The organism is Pseudomonas mercuritolerans (assembly GCF_025706525.1).
GTDB lineage: Bacteria > Pseudomonadota > Gammaproteobacteria > Pseudomonadales > Pseudomonadaceae > Aquipseudomonas > Aquipseudomonas mercuritolerans.
In genome coordinates this window covers 241,592-258,825 of sequence record NZ_JAMSHA010000001.1, presented here as the reverse complement: position 1 = coordinate 258,825, position 17,234 = coordinate 241,592, and the positions used below count along the sequence as shown (strand labels likewise).

The 17,234-nt window shown below is 61.0% G+C and carries 20 protein-coding genes; 7 read left to right on the top strand and 13 right to left on the bottom strand.

What is annotated here, in order from left to right:
• Positions 1 to 3: 3 nt before the first annotated feature.
• Positions 4 to 741 carry a Fic/DOC family protein gene (locus ND528_RS01235; protein ID WP_130909540.1) on the bottom strand — a complete coding sequence of 246 codons (738 nt, stop codon included), beginning with the start codon at positions 739 to 741 and terminating at the stop codon, positions 4 to 6.
• A complete protein-coding gene (locus tag ND528_RS01230; RefSeq protein WP_130909541.1) occupies positions 738 to 1,001 on the bottom strand; it encodes a hypothetical protein in 264 nt (87 codons plus the stop codon). The genes ND528_RS01235 and ND528_RS01230 overlap by 4 nt, the downstream gene beginning before the upstream one ends.
• 205 nt (positions 1,002 to 1,206) lie before the next feature.
• Here ND528_RS01230 and ycaC (ND528_RS01225) point away from each other — a divergent pair, with 205 nt between their 5' ends.
• Positions 1,207 to 1,836 (top strand): isochorismate family cysteine hydrolase YcaC, encoded by a 630-nt coding sequence (ycaC, locus tag ND528_RS01225; RefSeq protein WP_137213233.1) that lies wholly within the window; start codon positions 1,207 to 1,209, stop codon positions 1,834 to 1,836.
• Between the two features lie 145 nt (positions 1,837 to 1,981).
• Positions 1,982 to 2,182, top strand: coding sequence for a hypothetical protein (locus ND528_RS01220; protein WP_130912486.1), 201 nt, complete (start codon positions 1,982 to 1,984; stop codon positions 2,180 to 2,182).
• A 72-nt stretch (positions 2,183 to 2,254) separates the two neighbouring features.
• Here the strand turns inward: ND528_RS01220 and ND528_RS01215 are convergent, their stop codons facing one another.
• Positions 2,255 to 2,881: a helix-turn-helix domain-containing protein gene (locus tag ND528_RS01215; protein ID WP_263469392.1), complete on the bottom strand. Its 627-nt coding sequence runs from the start codon at positions 2,879 to 2,881 to the stop codon at positions 2,255 to 2,257.
• A 46-nt stretch (positions 2,882 to 2,927) separates the two neighbouring features.
• On the opposite strand from ND528_RS01215, the gene ND528_RS01210 reads away from it, so the two are divergent.
• On the top strand, positions 2,928 to 3,623 hold the full coding sequence (locus tag ND528_RS01210; protein WP_263469391.1) for a B3/B4 domain-containing protein: 696 nt from the start codon (positions 2,928 to 2,930) through the stop codon (positions 3,621 to 3,623).
• Between the two features lie 411 nt (positions 3,624 to 4,034).
• On the opposite strand, the gene ND528_RS01205 is transcribed toward ND528_RS01210, so the two are convergent.
• Entirely contained in the window at positions 4,035 to 4,772 is a 738-nt protein-coding gene (locus ND528_RS01205) for an SDR family oxidoreductase (RefSeq protein ID WP_263469390.1), read from the bottom strand.
• Between the two features lie 128 nt (positions 4,773 to 4,900).
• The gene (locus ND528_RS01200) at positions 4,901 to 5,782 is read right to left on the bottom strand and encodes a helix-turn-helix domain-containing protein (RefSeq protein ID WP_263469796.1); all 882 of its coding nucleotides are present in this window, start codon (positions 5,780 to 5,782) and stop codon (positions 4,901 to 4,903) included.
• A gap of 258 nt (positions 5,783 to 6,040) precedes the next feature.
• Here ND528_RS01200 and ND528_RS01195 point away from each other — a divergent pair, with 258 nt between their 5' ends.
• Positions 6,041 to 6,805 carry an SDR family NAD(P)-dependent oxidoreductase gene (locus tag ND528_RS01195; RefSeq protein WP_016774231.1) on the top strand — a complete coding sequence of 255 codons (765 nt, stop codon included), beginning with the start codon at positions 6,041 to 6,043 and terminating at the stop codon, positions 6,803 to 6,805.
• A 174-nt stretch (positions 6,806 to 6,979) separates the two neighbouring features.
• Positions 6,980 to 7,897 carry an AraC family transcriptional regulator gene (locus ND528_RS01190; RefSeq protein ID WP_016774232.1) on the top strand — a complete coding sequence of 306 codons (918 nt, stop codon included), beginning with the start codon at positions 6,980 to 6,982 and terminating at the stop codon, positions 7,895 to 7,897.
• On the opposite strand, the gene ND528_RS01185 is transcribed toward ND528_RS01190, so the two are convergent.
• Positions 7,898 to 8,827, bottom strand: a complete 930-nt coding sequence (locus ND528_RS01185; protein ID WP_137213239.1) for a LysR family transcriptional regulator — start codon at positions 8,825 to 8,827, stop codon at positions 7,898 to 7,900.
• Between the two features lie 94 nt (positions 8,828 to 8,921).
• On the bottom strand, positions 8,922 to 9,632 hold the full coding sequence (locus tag ND528_RS01180; protein ID WP_016774234.1) for an SDR family NAD(P)-dependent oxidoreductase: 711 nt from the start codon (positions 9,630 to 9,632) through the stop codon (positions 8,922 to 8,924).
• Between the two features lie 265 nt (positions 9,633 to 9,897).
• Between ND528_RS01180 and ycaC (ND528_RS01175) the strand changes: the two genes are divergently transcribed.
• Positions 9,898 to 10,527 carry an isochorismate family cysteine hydrolase YcaC gene (gene ycaC, locus ND528_RS01175; RefSeq protein WP_212616032.1) on the top strand — a complete coding sequence of 210 codons (630 nt, stop codon included), beginning with the start codon at positions 9,898 to 9,900 and terminating at the stop codon, positions 10,525 to 10,527.
• Positions 10,528 to 10,720: 193 nt separating this feature from the next.
• On the opposite strand, the gene ND528_RS01170 is transcribed toward ycaC (ND528_RS01175), so the two are convergent.
• From ND528_RS01170 to ND528_RS01160, 3 genes are all read right to left on the bottom strand, one after another.
• On the bottom strand, positions 10,721 to 11,419 hold the full coding sequence (locus tag ND528_RS01170; RefSeq protein WP_330221307.1) for a tRNA (adenine(22)-N(1))-methyltransferase: 699 nt from the start codon (positions 11,417 to 11,419) through the stop codon (positions 10,721 to 10,723).
• 129 nt (positions 11,420 to 11,548) lie between these two features.
• On the bottom strand, positions 11,549 to 12,598 hold the full coding sequence (locus ND528_RS01165) for an NAD(P)-dependent alcohol dehydrogenase (protein WP_212616034.1): 1,050 nt from the start codon (positions 12,596 to 12,598) through the stop codon (positions 11,549 to 11,551).
• A gap of 148 nt (positions 12,599 to 12,746) precedes the next feature.
• The gene (locus ND528_RS01160) at positions 12,747 to 12,974 is read right to left on the bottom strand and encodes a hypothetical protein (protein ID WP_110645810.1); all 228 of its coding nucleotides are present in this window, start codon (positions 12,972 to 12,974) and stop codon (positions 12,747 to 12,749) included.
• Positions 12,975 to 13,138: 164 nt separating this feature from the next.
• Here ND528_RS01160 and ND528_RS01155 point away from each other — a divergent pair, with 164 nt between their 5' ends.
• Positions 13,139 to 13,348, top strand: a complete 210-nt coding sequence (locus ND528_RS01155) for a hypervirulence associated TUDOR domain-containing protein (RefSeq protein ID WP_263469388.1) — start codon at positions 13,139 to 13,141, stop codon at positions 13,346 to 13,348.
• On the opposite strand, the gene ND528_RS01150 is transcribed toward ND528_RS01155, so the two are convergent.
• The 3 genes from ND528_RS01150 to ND528_RS01140 all read right to left on the bottom strand — a co-directional run bounded on the left by ND528_RS01150 (position 13,345) and on the right by ND528_RS01140 (position 17,191).
• Positions 13,345 to 14,598 (bottom strand): NAD(P)/FAD-dependent oxidoreductase, encoded by a 1,254-nt coding sequence (locus tag ND528_RS01150; RefSeq protein ID WP_263469387.1) that lies wholly within the window; start codon positions 14,596 to 14,598, stop codon positions 13,345 to 13,347. The genes ND528_RS01155 and ND528_RS01150 overlap by 4 nt on opposite strands.
• Positions 14,588 to 16,180: an aldehyde dehydrogenase (NADP(+)) gene (locus ND528_RS01145; protein WP_263469386.1), complete on the bottom strand. Its 1,593-nt coding sequence runs from the start codon at positions 16,178 to 16,180 to the stop codon at positions 14,588 to 14,590. Before ND528_RS01145 ends, ND528_RS01150 begins: the two co-directional genes overlap by 11 nt.
• A 63-nt stretch (positions 16,181 to 16,243) precedes the next feature.
• Positions 16,244 to 17,191: a dihydrodipicolinate synthase family protein gene (locus ND528_RS01140; RefSeq protein ID WP_263469385.1), complete on the bottom strand. Its 948-nt coding sequence runs from the start codon at positions 17,189 to 17,191 to the stop codon at positions 16,244 to 16,246.
• Positions 17,192 to 17,234: the final 43 nt, after the last annotated feature.

The following is a 17,234-nucleotide window of genomic DNA, read 5'->3' as shown; positions in this document are numbered from 1 at the left end:
TGGTCACTTTATTGGCTGCGTTCTGTAGGTTTCATACAGTTGCTGAATGTCGGGATTGTCCAGATTCGCGTAGACGATTCCTTCCTTATCCAAACCGTCCAACCCTTTGATACCGCCAATCACTTCGGGCCATTCCTCACGGCTTGAGATGTCTACGACGTGGGGCTTCAGATAGTCGTCCAGGTGGCCTCTGGAAGGATCGCGGATCTCGTCGCTGAGCGCCCGTAAATACGCATCTTTGTTGGTCTTCGACCAATCGATGGCGAACTTGGCTCGATAGCACAGTTCCATGTGAACGAGCAGGATAGTCCGCCCATTACCATCCAGAAACGGATGAGCGAAAGCCAATTGGCCCATCACCTCGCCGGGGCGCTCGCGGAAGCGTTTTTTGTTTGTAGCGAGCTCCAGCGCATATTCGACGGATCTTTTGATCAGCTCAGGTCGCTCGAAAGGTGTGTGATGCGGATCTTCTTTTGATCCTTTGAAAACCGCGAGGTGGGGAACAAGCTCATTCCTGTCTTTGCCTGACCATGGGTAGAAACCGGCAAACAGGATTTCATGAGTTTTGAGTATCGCTTGATAGTCGATGGATCTCTTTTTTGCCAGATGAGCAAGGGCGTCTTCGATACTGGCTTCGAAAGAGAGATGTTCCGATTCCTTTACTTCAACCGGGTCTTTCAGCTTGAGCGAGTTGCGAAGGTAGCCTTCAGTTTCGAAATCGCCGAAGGGGTCGAACGTCATGCGCTGAGCTGCTTTTTCGAACGCCTTTTTTCCTGAAGGTAACGTCCTTGCAAGGCCATGATTTCTGCCTTGTTCAACACACCCTTTCGCTTCAGATTAACCAGCAACTGCTCAACATTATCCAGCTCGACGGTATCACCAGCCAGTTGCGTTATCGTTGCCGCCATGCGGCTCAGGCCGTCACGCTCGGCGCCAATGCGGTGTTTTTCCGCAAGCTTGCATACTTCGCTCGCGACGCTGTCAGTGGCTGATTCGCTCATTGTTAACCCCTCGTTTTCTCTGTCGGAGCATAGCATGGCGCCGTTCCGGCGGATTAGCCGTCTAGCATTTCGACTCTTGGCATTGTCCTCTTTGAGTGGACGGTGAAACGCTTTTCAGCCGATTTATCCCTTTGCTGTGCGTCAGTAATCTGTACCCAACTTGAACGCAACAACAAAACTTCAAACTTGAAAAGGGACGCACGCCATGACCACTCCAACCTACAACCGCCTGAACAAAGACGACGCTATCGTGCTGCTGGTGGATCACCAGACCGGTCTGATCTCGCTGGTGCAGGACTTCTCGCCGAACGAGTTCAAGAACAACGTGCTGGCGCTGGCGGATCTGGCCAGGTTCTTCGACCTGCCGACGATCCTCACCACCAGCTTCGAGCAAGGCCCGAACGGCCCGCTGGTACCAGAGCTGAAAGAGATGTTCCCGGACGCGCCATACATCGCTCGTCCAGGCCAGATCAATGCCTGGGACAACGAGGACTTCGTCAAGGCGATCAAGGCCACCGGGCGCAAGCAGATCATCATTGCCGGTGTGGTCACGGATGTCTGTGTAGCGTTCCCGACCCTGTCGGCACTGGCGGAAGGCTTTGACGTGTTTGTGGTCACCGATGCGTCCGGCACCTTCAACACCACCGTGCAGCAAGCCGCATGGAGCCGCATGACTCAGGCCGGCGCGCAGATGATGAACTGGTTCTCGGTGGCCTGTGAGCTGCACCGCGACTGGCGCAACGACATCGAAGGCCTGGGCAATCTGTTGTCGCAGCGCATTCCCAACTACCGCAACCTGATGAACAGCTACTCGGCGTTGACGCAGCAGAAGTAAGCGTTAAATCCAAAGCAAAAGCCTGCCTCGAAAGCAGGCTTTTTGCGTTTTCTACAGAACGCCGTTCGTCCATTGTCGGGCACTTGTCACGTTTGGGCATTTCACACGCTCAGGTACACATCTTTTGATCACCTCGGAGACCGACATGGACATTGATGAAAACGCACCGGGCAACCAGTCGCAACAGGCCGTGACGCGCACCACCGACAATGAGACCGGGCACGATCCCCAGCGCGAAAACCCCGAGGTGCCTTTGCCGCCGGACGACGAGGCACCTGTGGAAGAAGACATGTCGGATGTGGATGCGGCCAATTCGGTTTCGACGGAGCATCCGCCGTCACGCTGACCGTGCTGTTTGAAGGGGAACGCTCCCTATGATGGTCAACCCGGACAGTTCCCTCTCCTCGGGGAGAGGGGGCTAGGGTGAGGGGCTTTCCCTGGCACCCTGATGCAGTTCAGTCACTGACATCGTGAAAACCAGTTTCGCTCGCCCATGGTTGGCATACCCATGCGCCACATCGGTCCTCGCCACCGCCGAACACCCAGGGCCGACAATAAGCTCGGCATCGCCAACTTGCAGATGCAACGTGCCTTTTTCGACATGAAACAACTCGGTGGTGCCATTCGGGTGACCAGCTGAAGAAAACGACTCGCCAGGAAACAGCTCCCAGCGCCACAACTCCAGCATGTTCGGGCCGCTGGTGCCGGCCAGCAGGCGCGCCGATCCGCCCAGTTCACCGGTCCATAGCGTGGGGATGTCCTGACTATCAATCAGGTGCGCCGTTGGTGTATCGGCGACGTTGACGAAGTCTGCGACGGACAAGCCCAGCGCCGCGGCGATTTTGCACAATGTCGCGATGCTAGGGTTGGCCGAGCCTTTCTCGATCTCGACCACCATGCCTTTGCTCACGCCGGAGCGTCTGGACAGTTCATCCAGGGTGATGCCCTGTTGTTTGCGCGCCTGTTTGAGCGTGCGCGACACCGCCGCGCTGACGGTCTCGACGTCGGCGCCGGCTTCGGTCGATATATTGACTTTCTTGGTCATTGATCGCTAGCATCGTTTGAAATTCGGGTATGAGGGGGATTCTGGGATGCTGTCTGTCGTGCCGTCAATCGATCCGGCTGTTGCGCAACTCGCGCCGGGCTTCAGAGCGCTGAGTATTGTTGTGCAAGCGGCGCCGATTACTCAGGCATACGTGGCCGGTGAAGCACTGGCCAAAGCCTGCCAGATCGTCGCCAACGGTGGTCCGGCGTGGGCGCATGCGCATCTTCAGGCCTGGGCTGACGTGTTTCGCCAGTTCGGCGCCAAACCGCAGCGCACGCCTTGCTCGGCCGAGGCACTGCGCAAGCGTGTGTTGCGCGACGGCAACTTGCCGAGCATTGATCCGGTGGTCGATCTGTACAACGCCATCAGTCTGGAATACGCGATTCCCGTGGGGGGCGAGAATGCCGAGGCCTACGTCGGCTCGCCGCGTCTGGTCGTCGCCGACGGCAGCGAGCCGTTCGACACGATGAAGGAAGGCCTGCCCGCGCACGAGTTTCCGGATGCCGGCGAAGTGGTCTGGCGCGATGACCAAGGCGTGACCTGCCGGCGCTGGAACTGGCGCCAAGGCGTGCGAACCCGCCTTGATGCGCAGGCGCAGCACATGTGGTTCATCCTCGAAAGCCTGCCGACGATGCCGCTGGAAGCGCTGACCGAGGCGGGCGACAAGCTCATCGAAGGATTGCAGCAAATGATGCCCGGCGCCGAGATCGAAAGCATGTTGATCGGGCCGGGGGCGCGTTAGGTTAGATATGAGTTCCAGCCCGTTTCGTCAGCGGCACCGCGATTCCCTGTGGGAGCCTGCTCGAGAAGGCGGCGGCACATTCAACATCTTTGCCGGCTGATCCACCGCTTTCGCGAGCAAGCTCGCTCCCACAGTGTTCCGTGTTGACCAATGATTTCGTGGTGCTACAACCTCTGTGGGAGCGGGCCTGCTCGCGAAGACGGCGGCACATTCAACATCTTTGCCGGCTGACCCAGCGCTTTCGCGAGCAGGCTCGCTCCCACAATGTTCCGTGTTGACCAATGATTTGGTGGTGCCACAACCCCCTGTGGGAGCGGGCTTGCCCGCGAAGACGGCGGTACATTCAACATCATGTTCGCCTGACCCTGCGCTTTCGCGAGCAGGCTAGCTGCCACAGATTGACTCCGGGTCTCAGTAAGGGCTCGCCGTTGGGCGTACGATCAGTTCGCTGACGTCCACGTCCGCCGGTTGTTCAACGGCATACGCAATCGCGCGGGCGATGGCTTCGGCGGGGATGGCGATCTTGCGGAATGACTTCATCTCTTCGCGGCCGCCTTCATCGGAAATGCTCTCGGCCAGTTCCGATTCAGTCTCGCCCGGTGCGATGACGGTGACGCGGATATCGCCGCCCACCTCCTGACGCAAGCCTTCGGAAATCGCCCGTACCGCATATTTGGTCGCGCAGTACACCGCCGCAGTAGGACTGACCGCGTAAGCGCCGATCGAGGCGATGTTGATGATCTGCCCGGCGCGCTGGCGCTGCATCAACGGCAGGCTGGCGGCGATGCCGTGGAGTACGCCACGGATGTTGACGTCGATCATGCGGTTCCATTCATCGACCTTCAGCGCGTCCAGCCGCGACAACGGCATGACCCCGGCGTTGTTGACCAGCACATCGACGCGGCCGTAATGCTCCACGGCAAAATCGACGAAGCGCTGCACATCCTGCTGATCGGTGACGTCCAGTGCGCGGAACTGCGCGTGGCCACCGGCGCCGTTGATCTCTTCGGCAATCACGGCCAGACGCTCGGTGCGCCGTGCACCCAACACCACTTTGGCGCCACGTTCGGCGAGCAGGCGTGCGGTGGCTTCGCCGATGCCGCTGCTGGCGCCGGTAATCGCGATCACTTTGTCTTGAATGTTCAGCATGATGTCGTCCTCTTCTGTGTGCCCGTGAGTGGGCTTGGAAGAAGGTTAAGCGCGGCGGCTCATGGGCTATTAATCGATTCCTCCACGGGATTTGCCCAATTCTGCTGCATCGCTTTTCGAGCGGTTTTTCACCCGCCGCGCGGCGCATCGCGGTAGGCGCTCGGAGTGACGCCAACTTCGCGGCGGAACACTTGGGAAAAGTGGCTGGGGCTGGAATAGCCAACCTCCAGACCAATGTCGATAACGCTGTGCGCAGTCTCCAGCAACAGATGGCGCGCGCGGCTCATGCGCAGGCGGATGAAGTATTGCGAGGGCGACAAGCCGGTGGCGCGCTTGAAGGTACGGCTGAAATGGTAGTCGCTCAGTTCGGCAATCCGGGCTAGATGACCGAGGCTGAAATCCTCCGCCAGATTCGCATTCATGGCTTCGATCACCCGGCGCAGTTTGTAGGCGGGCAGGGCGTTGTCGCGGCGCGGGTTGCTGTCGGGGTCGAGGTAATGACGCAGCAGATGGATCGCCAACGCCTGAGCCAGGCTGTGCACCAGCAGTGCGCTGGGTTGGCGCTGTTCGGTCAGTTCGATGCGCAGTTGCTCAAGGATGAAGCTGACCTGCTCGTCACGCGCACCAGACACATCGACAAACGTCACTGCACCGGCCTGTTCGCCGAACGCTTCGCGCGCCGCTTGTTCGATCAGGCCCAGACCTAGGTAGAGGTGCATGACTTCGAATACCTCACAGCCTTCGGTTTGCCAGCGCATTTCATAGGGTTCGCGGGTGTTGGTCAGGAAGAAGTCGCCCGCCATGACCTGGCTCGCCTGCCATTCTCCGCCCAACGAACGTTCTTCGACCCGGGCAGTGCCGGCCAATACCAGCACCAGCAGCGGTTCGGCCACGCATGGCACGCGGATCGGTTCGAGCAGAGTTTGATGGCGGAACAGCTGCACCACCGCATCCTTGATCTGCGGCCGGGGCGTGGTCGTTTCCGCAATACCGGGCAGATGCTCCGGCATGGCTTCGGCGGCGATGCGCGCGGGCTGGCTGATTGTCGGTGTAGCGGGGCTGGCAGAGGGCACAGAACGCTCCATCAAAAGCTTTGGCTGCGAATGATTTTGAAGGTTAGGGCGGGCGAATGAGAAATTCCAGCGCAAAACTCCGACAGCCCCGGCAATCGCCCGAAAGCCCGGCGGCGGACAGTGCGCGACAGTGAAGCCGTGTTTACGACCGCGCCATCAGGCGCAACACCGATTCGCTATCGAGGAGTTAAAACCATGACTGATTTCAACCACACCCTGCCACAAGAAGTCGCCGGTAAAGTTGCACTGGTCACTGGCGCGGCCAGTGGCATCGGCAAGGCGATTGCGTTGATGCTGCACGCTCGCGGCGCCAAGGTGATTGCCGAAGACCTCAACCCGGCTGTCGAAGAACTGGCTCGTCCCGATCTGGTGCCGCTGGTGGCGGACATCACCGAGGACGGCGCCGCCGAACGCGCAGTCGGCCTTGCCGTCGAGCAGTTCGGGCGCCTGGATATTCTGGTCAACAACGCCGGGATCATTATCAACAAAGCAGTGATCGACATGAGCCGCGACGACTGGGAAAAGATCCAGGCAGTGAATGCCACGGCCGCCTTCCTGCACTGCCGCGAAGCGGTCAAGGCGATGATCCCGAACAAGTCCGGCGCGATCGTCAATATCGCTTCCTATGCGTCGTACTTTGCCTTTCCGACCATTGCCGCCTACACCGCTTCCAAAGGTGCGCTGGCACAATTGACCCGCACGCTGGCCCTGGAAGTCATCGAGCACGGCATTCGCGTCAATGCCATCGGCGTCGGCGATGTGGTGACCAATATCCTTAATGACGTGGTCGAGGATGGCCCGGGCTTCCTCGCACAGCACGGCGAAGCGGCGCCGATCGGTCGGGCGGCGCAGCCGGAAGAAATCGCCGAAATCGTCACCTTCCTCGCCTCCGACCGCGCCAGTTTCATGGTCGGCTCGGTGGTCATGGCCGATGGCGGCATGACGGTAACGGCGGGTTGATAGTGGCGTGAGAAGCCAAGGGCGCGTGTGATAACGCGCCCATGGCTTTGCCAGTAACACGAGCACGCAGAATCAGGCAAATCTGCAGCATCTTTGATCTAGTCGCCGCTGGGTAAAACTGGCTAATCTTCCTCCGCAGTTGACCCACCTTCGTCTGCTTTCGAGGCCCTTTGCATGGATAACCACGACGCTTCCATCCTCCACGACACGGCGGTGTATCGCGCCGAACTGGTGCGCCTGCTGACTCAACGCTTTGACGCGCCGGGCACCTACGAAACGGCGATTGCGCCGCTGCATGTGATCCGTCTTGATGGCCCGTCCGAGCTGATTCACGTGGTGCACCGGCCGGCGCTGTGCCTGATCGTGCAGGGGCGCAAGGAAGTCGGGCTGGGTGACGAACGTTTCCTCTACGACCCGCTGAATTACCTGGTGGTGTCGGTGACATTGCCGGTGTCCGGACGAGTGATCGAAGCCTCGCCCGAGGCGCCGTATTTTTGCGTACGGCTGGATTTCGATCCGGCACAACTGACGCAACTGATTGCCGAATCGCCGCTGACCGGCATGCCGCAGGACGCCGGGCGCGGGATGTTTCTCGACAAGATCGACGTGACCCTGCTCGACACCATGCTGCGTCTGGTGCGCCTGCTGGATAATCCGCGCGACATCGGCATGCTCGCGCCGATGGCGTTGCGCGAGTTGTATTACCGCCTGCTGCGCGGCCAGCACGGGCATCTGCTGTATGAAATCGCCGTCAACGATTCGCAGACCCACCGGGTCACGCGCGCTATCGACTGGCTGAACAAGAATTTCACCGAGCCGCTGCGTATCGACGCGCTGGCGCAGGTGGCCAACCTGAGCAACTCGGCGCTGCATCACCGCTTCAAAGCCGTCACCGCCATGAGCCCGCTGCAATATCAAAAACAGCTGCGCCTGCAAGAGGCACGGCGGCTGATCATCAATGAAGGGCTGGACGTGTCCAGCGCCTGTTACCGCGTCGGCTACGAAAGCGCTTCGCAATTCAGCCGCGAATACAACCGCCAGTTCGGCTGCCCGCCGTCCAAGGAACTCAGCCGCCTGCGTCAGACCGGCTGATTACCGCGCGGGTCCCGCCCATTCATCACGAAACCCCAGCAGAAAATCCACAAACGCCCGCACCCGTTGCGGCACATAGCGGCCGTGCGGGTAGAGCAGGGTGTAGGGGCGCGAACGTCCGGTGTACGGTTGCAGCACTTCAATCAGGCGGCCATCGGCGAGTTCCTGCTCGACGATGAAACGGTAAGTCTGAAACAGCCCGGCGCCGTGCTTGGCCAGCGTCACACCGCCGAGCACGTCATCGGAGCAGGAATAGCCACCGTCGGAAATCACTTCCAGGTCCCGGCCGTTTTCCTGAAACAGCCAGGAAATCCGCCGCCCGCTGCTGGGCAATTCGAACTGGATGCACTCATGCGCGATGAGATCGTCCAGCGTCTGCGGCGTGCCGGCTCTATGCAGATATTCAGGGGCGGCGACCACCACCAGGGCGGCGTCTTCCAGCAAGCGCGCGATCAGCGTCGAGTCCGGTTGTGCGCGCACGCGTATCGCCAGGTCATAGCCCTCTTCAACGAAGTCGATATTGCGATTGCCCAAGTGCACGTCGACCGTGACCTCGGGGTACAACGCGCGAAATTTCGGTAGCAGCGGCAGGATGCGGTGATGCCCGTAGGTGGTCGGCAGGCTGATGCGCAGTCGACCCGAGGGCGAAGTCTGCGCGCCCATGACTTCCTGCTGCGCTTCGACCAGTTGCGTCAGCGCCTGGCTGCACTGTTCGAAGAAGCTCCGGCCGGCGTCGGTGAGGCGGATGCTGCGCGTGGTGCGGGCAAATAGTCGCGAACCCAAGCGTTGCTCCAGACGCAGAATCGACCGGCTCACCGCAGCGGGCGTGACCCCGGCGAGTTGCGCGGCGGCGGTGAAGCTGCCGGCTTCGGCGGCCAGGCAGAACAGTTCGATACTGCCTAACTGCAAATCTTCAAAATGGCGTTTCATTGTGGCTCGCACCGAGGATCGACGGACGTTCATCCTCTGTGTACCACAACCAACGACGCCGCCGGTATCCACCGGCGGCGTTGCAGGGTTTCGATCAATGGCCGGCGCTCTGGCCACCGTCGACATGCAGGATCTCGCCAGTGACGAAATTTGCCCCGTCGAGGTAGAGGATCGCTTGCACGATGTCGTCGATTTCGCCCATGTGGCCGACCGGGTGCAGGCTGCCCAGCGCCTGATGGGTTTCCTCAGCGTGCATCGGCGTCTTGATGATGCCCGGCGACACGGCGTTGACCCGAATGCCACGCTTGGCGTACTCGATGGCCAGGGATTTGGTCGCGGCGTTGATGCCGCCCTTGGTCAGCGACGCCAATACCGAAGGCACGCCGTCGATTGCATGATCGACCAGGCTGGTGGTGACGCTGACGACGTGGCCGCTGCCGTGTTTTTCCATCTCGGCGATGGCCAGTTGCGAGATGTAGAAGAAGCCGCTCATGTTGGTCGCCACGACCTGGGCATAGTCCGCCTGGCTGTAAGCGGTGAACGGCTTGGCCAGAAAGATCCCGGCATTGTTGACCAGCGTATCGACGCGACCGAAGCGGGCAACAGCGGCGCGAATCACGCGCTCGGCGGTTTGCGGATCGGCAATGTCGCCGGCGACGGTCAGGACATCCGGGTCGCTCGACTCTTTGATCGAGCGCGAGGTAGCGACCACTTGATGGCCAAGGGCGCGAAAGCCTTCGACCAGACCTGCACCAATGCCTTGCGAGGCGCCGGTGATGACAACTACTTTTTTCGATGTGCTCATGATGATTTCCTCTGTCGCTGGCCCGTCAGGATGGCGGGTGGCTGTTGGAGGAGACTTTAGGAAGTTGTGCCGAGTTGATAAATGGGGGCTGAGGTACATCATTTGTACTGTGGTGTATCTAATCAGAGCGGGCCTCGAATGATTGTCCCGTTTGAGTGGACGGTGAAACGCTTTTCAGCCGATTTATCCCTTTGCTGTGCGTCAGTAATCTGTACCCAACTTGAACGCAACAACAAAACTCCAAACTTGAAAAGGGACGCACACCATGACCACTCCAACCTACAACCGCCTGAACAAAGACGACGCTATCGTGCTGCTGGTTGACCACCAGACCGGTCTGATCTCGCTGGTGCAGGACTTCTCGCCGAACGAGTTCAAGAACAACGTGCTGGCGCTGGCGGATCTGGCCAAGTTCTTTGACCTGCCAACCATCCTCACCACCAGCTTCGAACAAGGCCCGAACGGCCCGCTGGTGCCGGAGCTGAAAGAGATGTTCCCGGACGCGCCGTACATCGCTCGCCCAGGTCAGATCAACGCCTGGGACAACGAAGACTTCGTCAAGGCGATCAAGGCCACCGGGCGCAAGCAGATCATCATCGCCGGTGTCGTAACGGATGTCTGTGTAGCGTTCCCGACCCTGTCGGCACTGGCGGAAGGTTTTGATGTGTTCGTGGTCACTGATGCGTCCGGCACCTTCAACACCACCGTGCAGCAAGCCGCATGGAACCGCATGACTCAGGCCGGCGCGCAGATGATGAACTGGTTTTCGGTGGCCTGTGAGCTGCACCGCGACTGGCGCAACGACATCGAAGGCCTGGGCAATCTGCTGTCGCAGCGCATCCCCAACTACCGCAACCTGATGAACAGCTACTCGGCGCTGACGCAGCAGAAGTAAGTTCACGACCCACGAAAAAGCCTGCTTTCAACAGCAGGCTTTTTGTTTTTCGGCCGGATGCGGCCAATTTGGTTGCTGTGTAGCTTGCCACGCCGCTTTCGCGAGCAGGCTCGCTCCCACAGTTGACCGTGTTTCCTCAAGAGAAATGCAATTTCCTGTGGGAGCGAGCCTGCTCGCGTAGACGGCCGCGCAGTCACCCGAGCAATTCGCTGATCCACTGCATCTCTTGCTTCAGCGCAAGAATTTTGTCCTGCGGCAACACCTGTTGCGCTCGCGTAAACTGCCCCAACGTCTTTTGCCGCTGACTCAGCCTGCGTTGCCATTTGTGCAGAAATGCCGGGCAGCGCGCCTGCAGATGCAGCGGTCCGAAAAACAGTTCCCTGGCATCGTAAGTCACCGGATCAGAGCCGCGCTCGGCAACGATGATTTCATAGTCGAAGCGATTCTCGTGCAGCACTTCTTCGCAAACGATGCGGTAGCCGTTATCCATCAACCACTGGCGCAGCGCTTGCTCGCCGCCGTTGGGTTGCAGGATCAGTCTTTCGTGGCCACTGAGATGGGCTTTGCCGGATTCGAAAATATCGCGAATGGTTTCGCCGCCCATCCCGCACAGGGTGATGGCGCTGATGCCGTCGTCAGGCCTGATCGCCGCCAGACCATCGGCCAGACGCACGCTGATCTGGCCGTGCAGGTCGTTGTCATTGATGGTGCGTTGCGCTGCGTGGAACGGCGTGCGCGCGACCTCGCCAGCCACCGCCGCTGTAATCAGGCCTCGGCGCATCAGGGCAACCAGCAAATAGGCGTGATCGGAACCGATATCGGCCAGTCGTGCGCCGACCGGCACGTGAGCCGCGACGCGTTCAAGGCGCATGGACAATGTCTGTTGGTTCAACGGCGACCCCTGTTCACCCAGCGGTGGAAAAAGGGGTGCGACTCTGGCGAGCAACGCGGGCGCTGTCAATTGTGCAGGTGCAATTCCTCGACCCATCGGCAGCCTTGCGCTGCCGATGGGCGCTTGCGCTTAGCCGGCGAGGGTTGCGTTGTCGATGACGAAGCGGTATTTCACGTCGCCCTTGAGCATGCGCTCATAGGACTCGTTGATCTGGTCGGCGCGGATCAACTCGATGTCGGAAACGATGCCGTGCTCGGCGCAGAAATCCAGCATTTCCTGAGTCTCGGGAATGCCGCCGATCATCGAACCGGCAATGGTGCGGCGCTTGGTGATCAGGTTGAACACGTTCGGCGACGGATGCGGCGAGGCAGGCGCACCGACCAGAGTCAACGCGCCATCGCGCTTGAGCAGGACGAGGAAGGCGTCGAGATCGTGCGGCGCTGCGACGGTATTGAGGATGAAGTCGAAACTCTTGGTGTGTGCCGCCATTTCTTCGGCATTGCGCGACACCACCACTTCGTCCGCACCCAGCGCCTTGGCCGCTTCACGCTTGGATTCGGAGGTAGTGAACGCGACCACGTGGGCGCCCATGGCGTGGGCCAGTTTGATGCCCATGTGGCCGAGGCCGCCGATGCCGACCACGCCGACTTTCTTGCCGGGGCCAGCGTGCCACTGACGCAGCGGCGAGTAGGTGGTAATGCCGGCGCAGAGTAGCGGCGCGACGGCGGCCAATTGCGCCTCGGGATGACGGATGCGCAACACATAGCGCTCGTGCACGACGATGTTTTGCGAATAGCCGCCGAGGGTCCAGCCCGGTGCGTCCGGGGTCGGGAAATTGTAGGTGCCGATCATGCCGTCGCAGTAATTTTCCAGACCGGATTCGCAGTCATCGCAGTGCTGGCAGCTGTCGACGATGCAACCGACACCGACCAGATCGCCAACCTTGTAGGCTTTGACGTGATCGCCAACCGCCGAGACGCGGCCGACGATTTCATGGCCGGGCACGCAAGGGAATTGCGTGCCAGCCCATTCGGCGCGCACCTGATGCAGGTCGGAATGGCAGATGCCGCAGAAGGCGATATCGATCTGTACGTCGTGCGCCGCCGGGGCACGGCGGTTGATCTGCATCGGCTCAAGAGGTTTGTCGCCAGCGTGGGCGCCGTAGGCTTGTACGAGCATGTGAGCATCCTCCATGGGGTAGTCGGACGCCCATTGTTACGCCTGGGTTGGAGCGCGAAGTAGTGCATTTCTGTGAAATGCTTGCCTGATTCTGCCGTTGACTGGAGAAACGAAAGGCAGCCGTATAGCGACGGCTGCCTTTCAGCCCTCAACGCGGATTGGGCTGGTCGTCCATCTCGGCGTTATCGGTTTCCTGACGTACGCGCTCCGGATCCAGACCGGTATCGTCATCATCCAGCGGGATTTCGCCTTCGTTGTCGGGCAGTTCGTCGATGCCGCGTTCCTTCATCGGATCGACCTCGGTTCGCCCCGGACTCAGCGGGTCGGGGGTGGTTGGAAGCGGATCGTCACCTTGCTTGCCTTGATCGTTATTCATCTCACACCTCGTCATGGCCGTTTTCTATGGCTTGTGCAAGTTGGAGGTGCGGGCGATTTTCGCCGTTCGATTTTTTTGCCTGCCTTCGGTCGCCTCGCAAAAATGCGGAATTTCTGCAACGCGCGCGGCTCCATAAACCAACAAGCCAGAGCGAGGACGCAGTGATGAGCAGTTCATTCAAAGTCGGCGATGCGGTGCGCTGGAATTCCGAGGCCGGCGAGATCCGCGGCAAAGTGGTCAAGGTGCACACTCGCGATACCGAGTTCATGGGCCGCCACCGCCCGGCCTCGAAAGATGCGCCGCAGTACGAGGTCAAGAGCGACAAGACCGGCCACCTGGCCATGCATCACGGCGACGCGCTGAAGCACGCTTAGAAACGTGCCAGTCGGTAGGCGTCGATATTCGGCAACGCGAGGGTGGCGCCTGAGACCATCTGCCCGATCAATTCCGCCGTCAGCGCCGCTTGAGTCAGGCCCAGATGCTGATGACCGAAGGCAAGCAAGACCTTGCCGGCGCAAACCTGATCGATCACCGGCAGCGAATCCGGCAGCGACGGGCGAAAGCCCATCCACGGTGTGGCGCCATCAGCGTTCAGATCCTTGCGAAAAAGGCCTTGGCTCAAACGCTGCAACTGCCAGGCGCGCGCCATGTTCGCTGGCCGCTCCAATCCGGCGAACTCGACCGTGCCGGCCAGGCGCAGGCCCTCGCGCATCGGCGTCATGATGAATTTGCGTTCCAGCGAGGTGACGGGGAAGGGCAGGCGATCATGCTCGTGGGGCAGCATCAGGTGATAGCCACGTTCGGTGTCCAACGGTACTTGCTTGCCAGTCAGCGCGGCGGTGAGTTTTGCCGAATGCGCACCGCAGGCCAGTAACACTCGAGCGGCTGTTACGCCGCCATTGCCGGTGACTAACAGCACGCCGTTTTCCTGCACGTAGCCGCCCTGAACCTGCTGCTTTAGAAAACTTACGCCGCTGCTGCGAGCCGCCTCGACCAACGCACACACCACCCGATACGGGTCGAGAAAATGCCCGGTGCGCGGGAAAAACAGTCCGCCCTGTATCTGTTCGCTGAGCTGCGGCGCCGTCTCGCGAATTGCCCCGGCCTGCCAATAGTCCACTGGCACCTGCTGCTGATTCAGGCGCGCATGCAAAGCCTCGATGGCCTGTCGGGATTCAGGTTTTTCGAAGACCAGTAACGAGCCGTCAACCTTGAGCAGATCCGGACGCTGGATTTCGCTGAGCAAGCGCTGCCACGCGTCGAGGCTGCTCTCATTCAGCGCGCGCAAGCCGGCGACGGTTTTTTGAAAAGGCTCGGGCCGCAGATTCAGCAGCAAGCGGGTGAACCACGGCAGGGCGCGCGGCAGGTATTTCCAGTCCAGACGCAGCGGCCCCATCGGGTCCATCAGCATGGCCGGCAGGCGCTTGAGGATCGACACATCAGCAATCGGGAACACTTGCTCGGTAGCCAGATGTCCGGCGTTGCCGAACGAAGCGCCATGCCCCGGTTCCTGCTGATCGATGACCACCACGCGCAAACCCTGGCGGGCCAGGCGCAGTGCGCAAGCAACGCCAATGATTCCGGCGCCGACCACGGCGATGTCGTGCGAAGGATTATTCGCCATGGCGTGTCGCTTCCCGGTGGCCATCAAGCAAGCGCCGAAGGTTGAGCGGATTGGCCTGTTGCAGCGCCGTCGGCAGCAAGCTGTCGGGGAAATCCTGATAGCACACCGGCCGCAGGAAACGCAGGATCGCCGCAGTGCCCACCGAGGTGCTGCGCGCATCCGAGGTCGCCGGGTAAGGCCCGCCATGCACCATCGCATCGCAGACTTCCACGCCGGTCGGCCAGCCATTGACCAGCAAGCGCCCGGCCTTGCGCTCGAGGGTTGGCAACAACGTGCGCGCCAGTGCAAGGTCGGCGTCATCCATGTGCAGGGTCGCGGTCAGTTGGCCTTCCAGATGTTCGCAGACCTGACGGATTTCTTCGTCACTGCTGCATTGCACGACAAGCGATGTCGCGCCGAACACCTCAGCTTGCAAACGCTGATCGTCGAGGAAATCCGCCGCATCGGTGCTGAAGACATGCGTCTGACACTGATTCGGACCGCTTCCCGGTTTGCCAACCGCCACCGCGCGCGTGTGGGGATTGTCCTGTAGAGCCGTCACGCCTGCTTGATAGGCGCCGAAGATGCCGGGCGTGAGCATGGTTTGCGCCGCACTGCGCGGGATCAGTTCAGCCACCGCGCTGAGGAACCCGTCGAGCGCCGGGCCTTTGCGGGCAATCAGCAATCCCGGGTTGGTGCAGAACTGCCCGGCGCCCAATGTCAGCGACGCGACAAACCCTTCGGCCAGCGCCTGCGCGCGATTTTCCAGCGCGGCGGGAAACAGCAAAACCGGGTTGATCGAGCTCATTTCCGCATACACCGGGATCGGCTCGGGCCGCGCTTGCGCAGCTTTCATCAAGGCCAGACCGCCAGTGCGCGAGCCGGTGAAACCAGCAGCTTTGATGCGCCAGTCGCTGACCAATGCGATGCCGACTTCGTAGCCAGAATCGAACAACAAGGAAAACACGCCCTCGGGCAGACCGCAGGCTTTGACCGCTTGCGCGACTGCGCGGCCGACCAGTTCGCTGGTGCCCGGATGGGCGCTGTGCGCCTTGACGATCACCGGGCAACCGGCCGCCAGCGCTGCGGCGGTGTCGCCACCGGCCACGGAAAATGCCAGCGGAAAGTTGCTCGCACCAAACACCGCGACCGGCCCCAGGGCAATCTGCCGCTGGCGCAGGTCGGAGCGCGGCAGCGGTTGGCGTTGTGGTTGCGCACTGTCGACGCGCACGTCCAGCCATTCACCCGCGCGCACGGTACGGGCGAACAGGCGTAATTGCTGGCAAGTGCGGCCACGTTCGCCCTGAAGGCGTGCACGCGGCAGACCGGTTTCGCCGTGGGCGCGTTCGATCAGTTCATCGCCAAGGTTTTCGATGTGTTCGGCAATGCTTTCGAGAAATGCCGCACGGGTGCTCAGGCTGGTTTCGCGGTACGCGTCTTGCGCCGCCCAGGCCAGGGCGCAGGCCTGTTCCACCTGTTCGGCTGACGCCCCGGCGTACTGCGGTTCAAGTGCCTGGTTGGTCGCCGGATCGATCCCGCGAAAGGCCGGACGATTGCCCGCCACGGATTGTTGGCCGATCAGCATGTTGCCCGTCAGAGTCATGGTGTCTTCCTGTGAAATGAGCGAGGCCTGCCGCGAATCGTGATGACTCGCGGCAGGTGGCGGTCAGGCGAAGTTCTGCTCGGCGGACCAGTTTTCGTACCAGTGACGGAACAGCGAATACTGCTTCTCGGCATAGCGCCGTTGCGAGTCGCTCAGCACATCAGTTTCATTGAAGTGCAGGGTGTATTCCTTGTCGCCGTTGAGCACCATCAGATGCTTGTAATACAGCACCAGATCGCAACCTTCGTCGAACGAGGACAGCACCGCCAGCGCCGACTCCAGTTCCCGCGCCTGCCGCCGGGCCTTGGCATCGCCTTGCGCGGCCTGCTTGCTCAGCGCCACCAGTTGCAGCACTTCGCGGGGCAGGGCGTTGCCGATGCCGGTAATGGCGCCGGTGGCGTTGCAGTTGACGAAGCCGTGCACCACTTGCGTGTCGACGCCGACCATCAGCGTCACGTCGTCATCCTTGGAGGTGATGTTCTCAGCCGCGTAGCGCAGGTCCGCGCCGCCGCCGAATTCCTTGAAGCCGATCAGGTTCGGGTGCTCGCGGCGCAGTTCGAAAAACAGCTCGGCGCGGGTGGCGAAGCCGTAGTAAGGGCTGTTGTAAATCACCGCCGGCAAGTTCGGCGCGGCTTGCAGAATGGCGGCGAAGTGGGCCTTTTGCGCCGTCGCCGAAGCGCCACGGGACAGCACGCGCGGGATGACCATCAAGCCTTGCGCGCCGACTTTCGCCGCATGCGCTGCGTGGGAAACCGCTTCCCGGGTATTCACCGCGCCGGTGCCGACGATGGTCGGCACCCCGGCAGCGACCAGCCGCGCCACGCCTTCCTGACGCTCGGCTTCGGTGAGCAGCGGCCAGTCGCCCATCGAGCCGCAATAGACCACGGCGCTCATGCCGACATCAATCAGCTCGCGCCCCTTGGCCACCAGCGCATCGAAGTCCGGTTTGCGCTGGGCGGTGCACGGGGTCATCAGGGCCGGCATGCAGCCGGTGAAGATGTTGTCGCTCATGGTTCAACTCCTTGGCATTTCGTTTGATTCGAGGTGAAAAAAC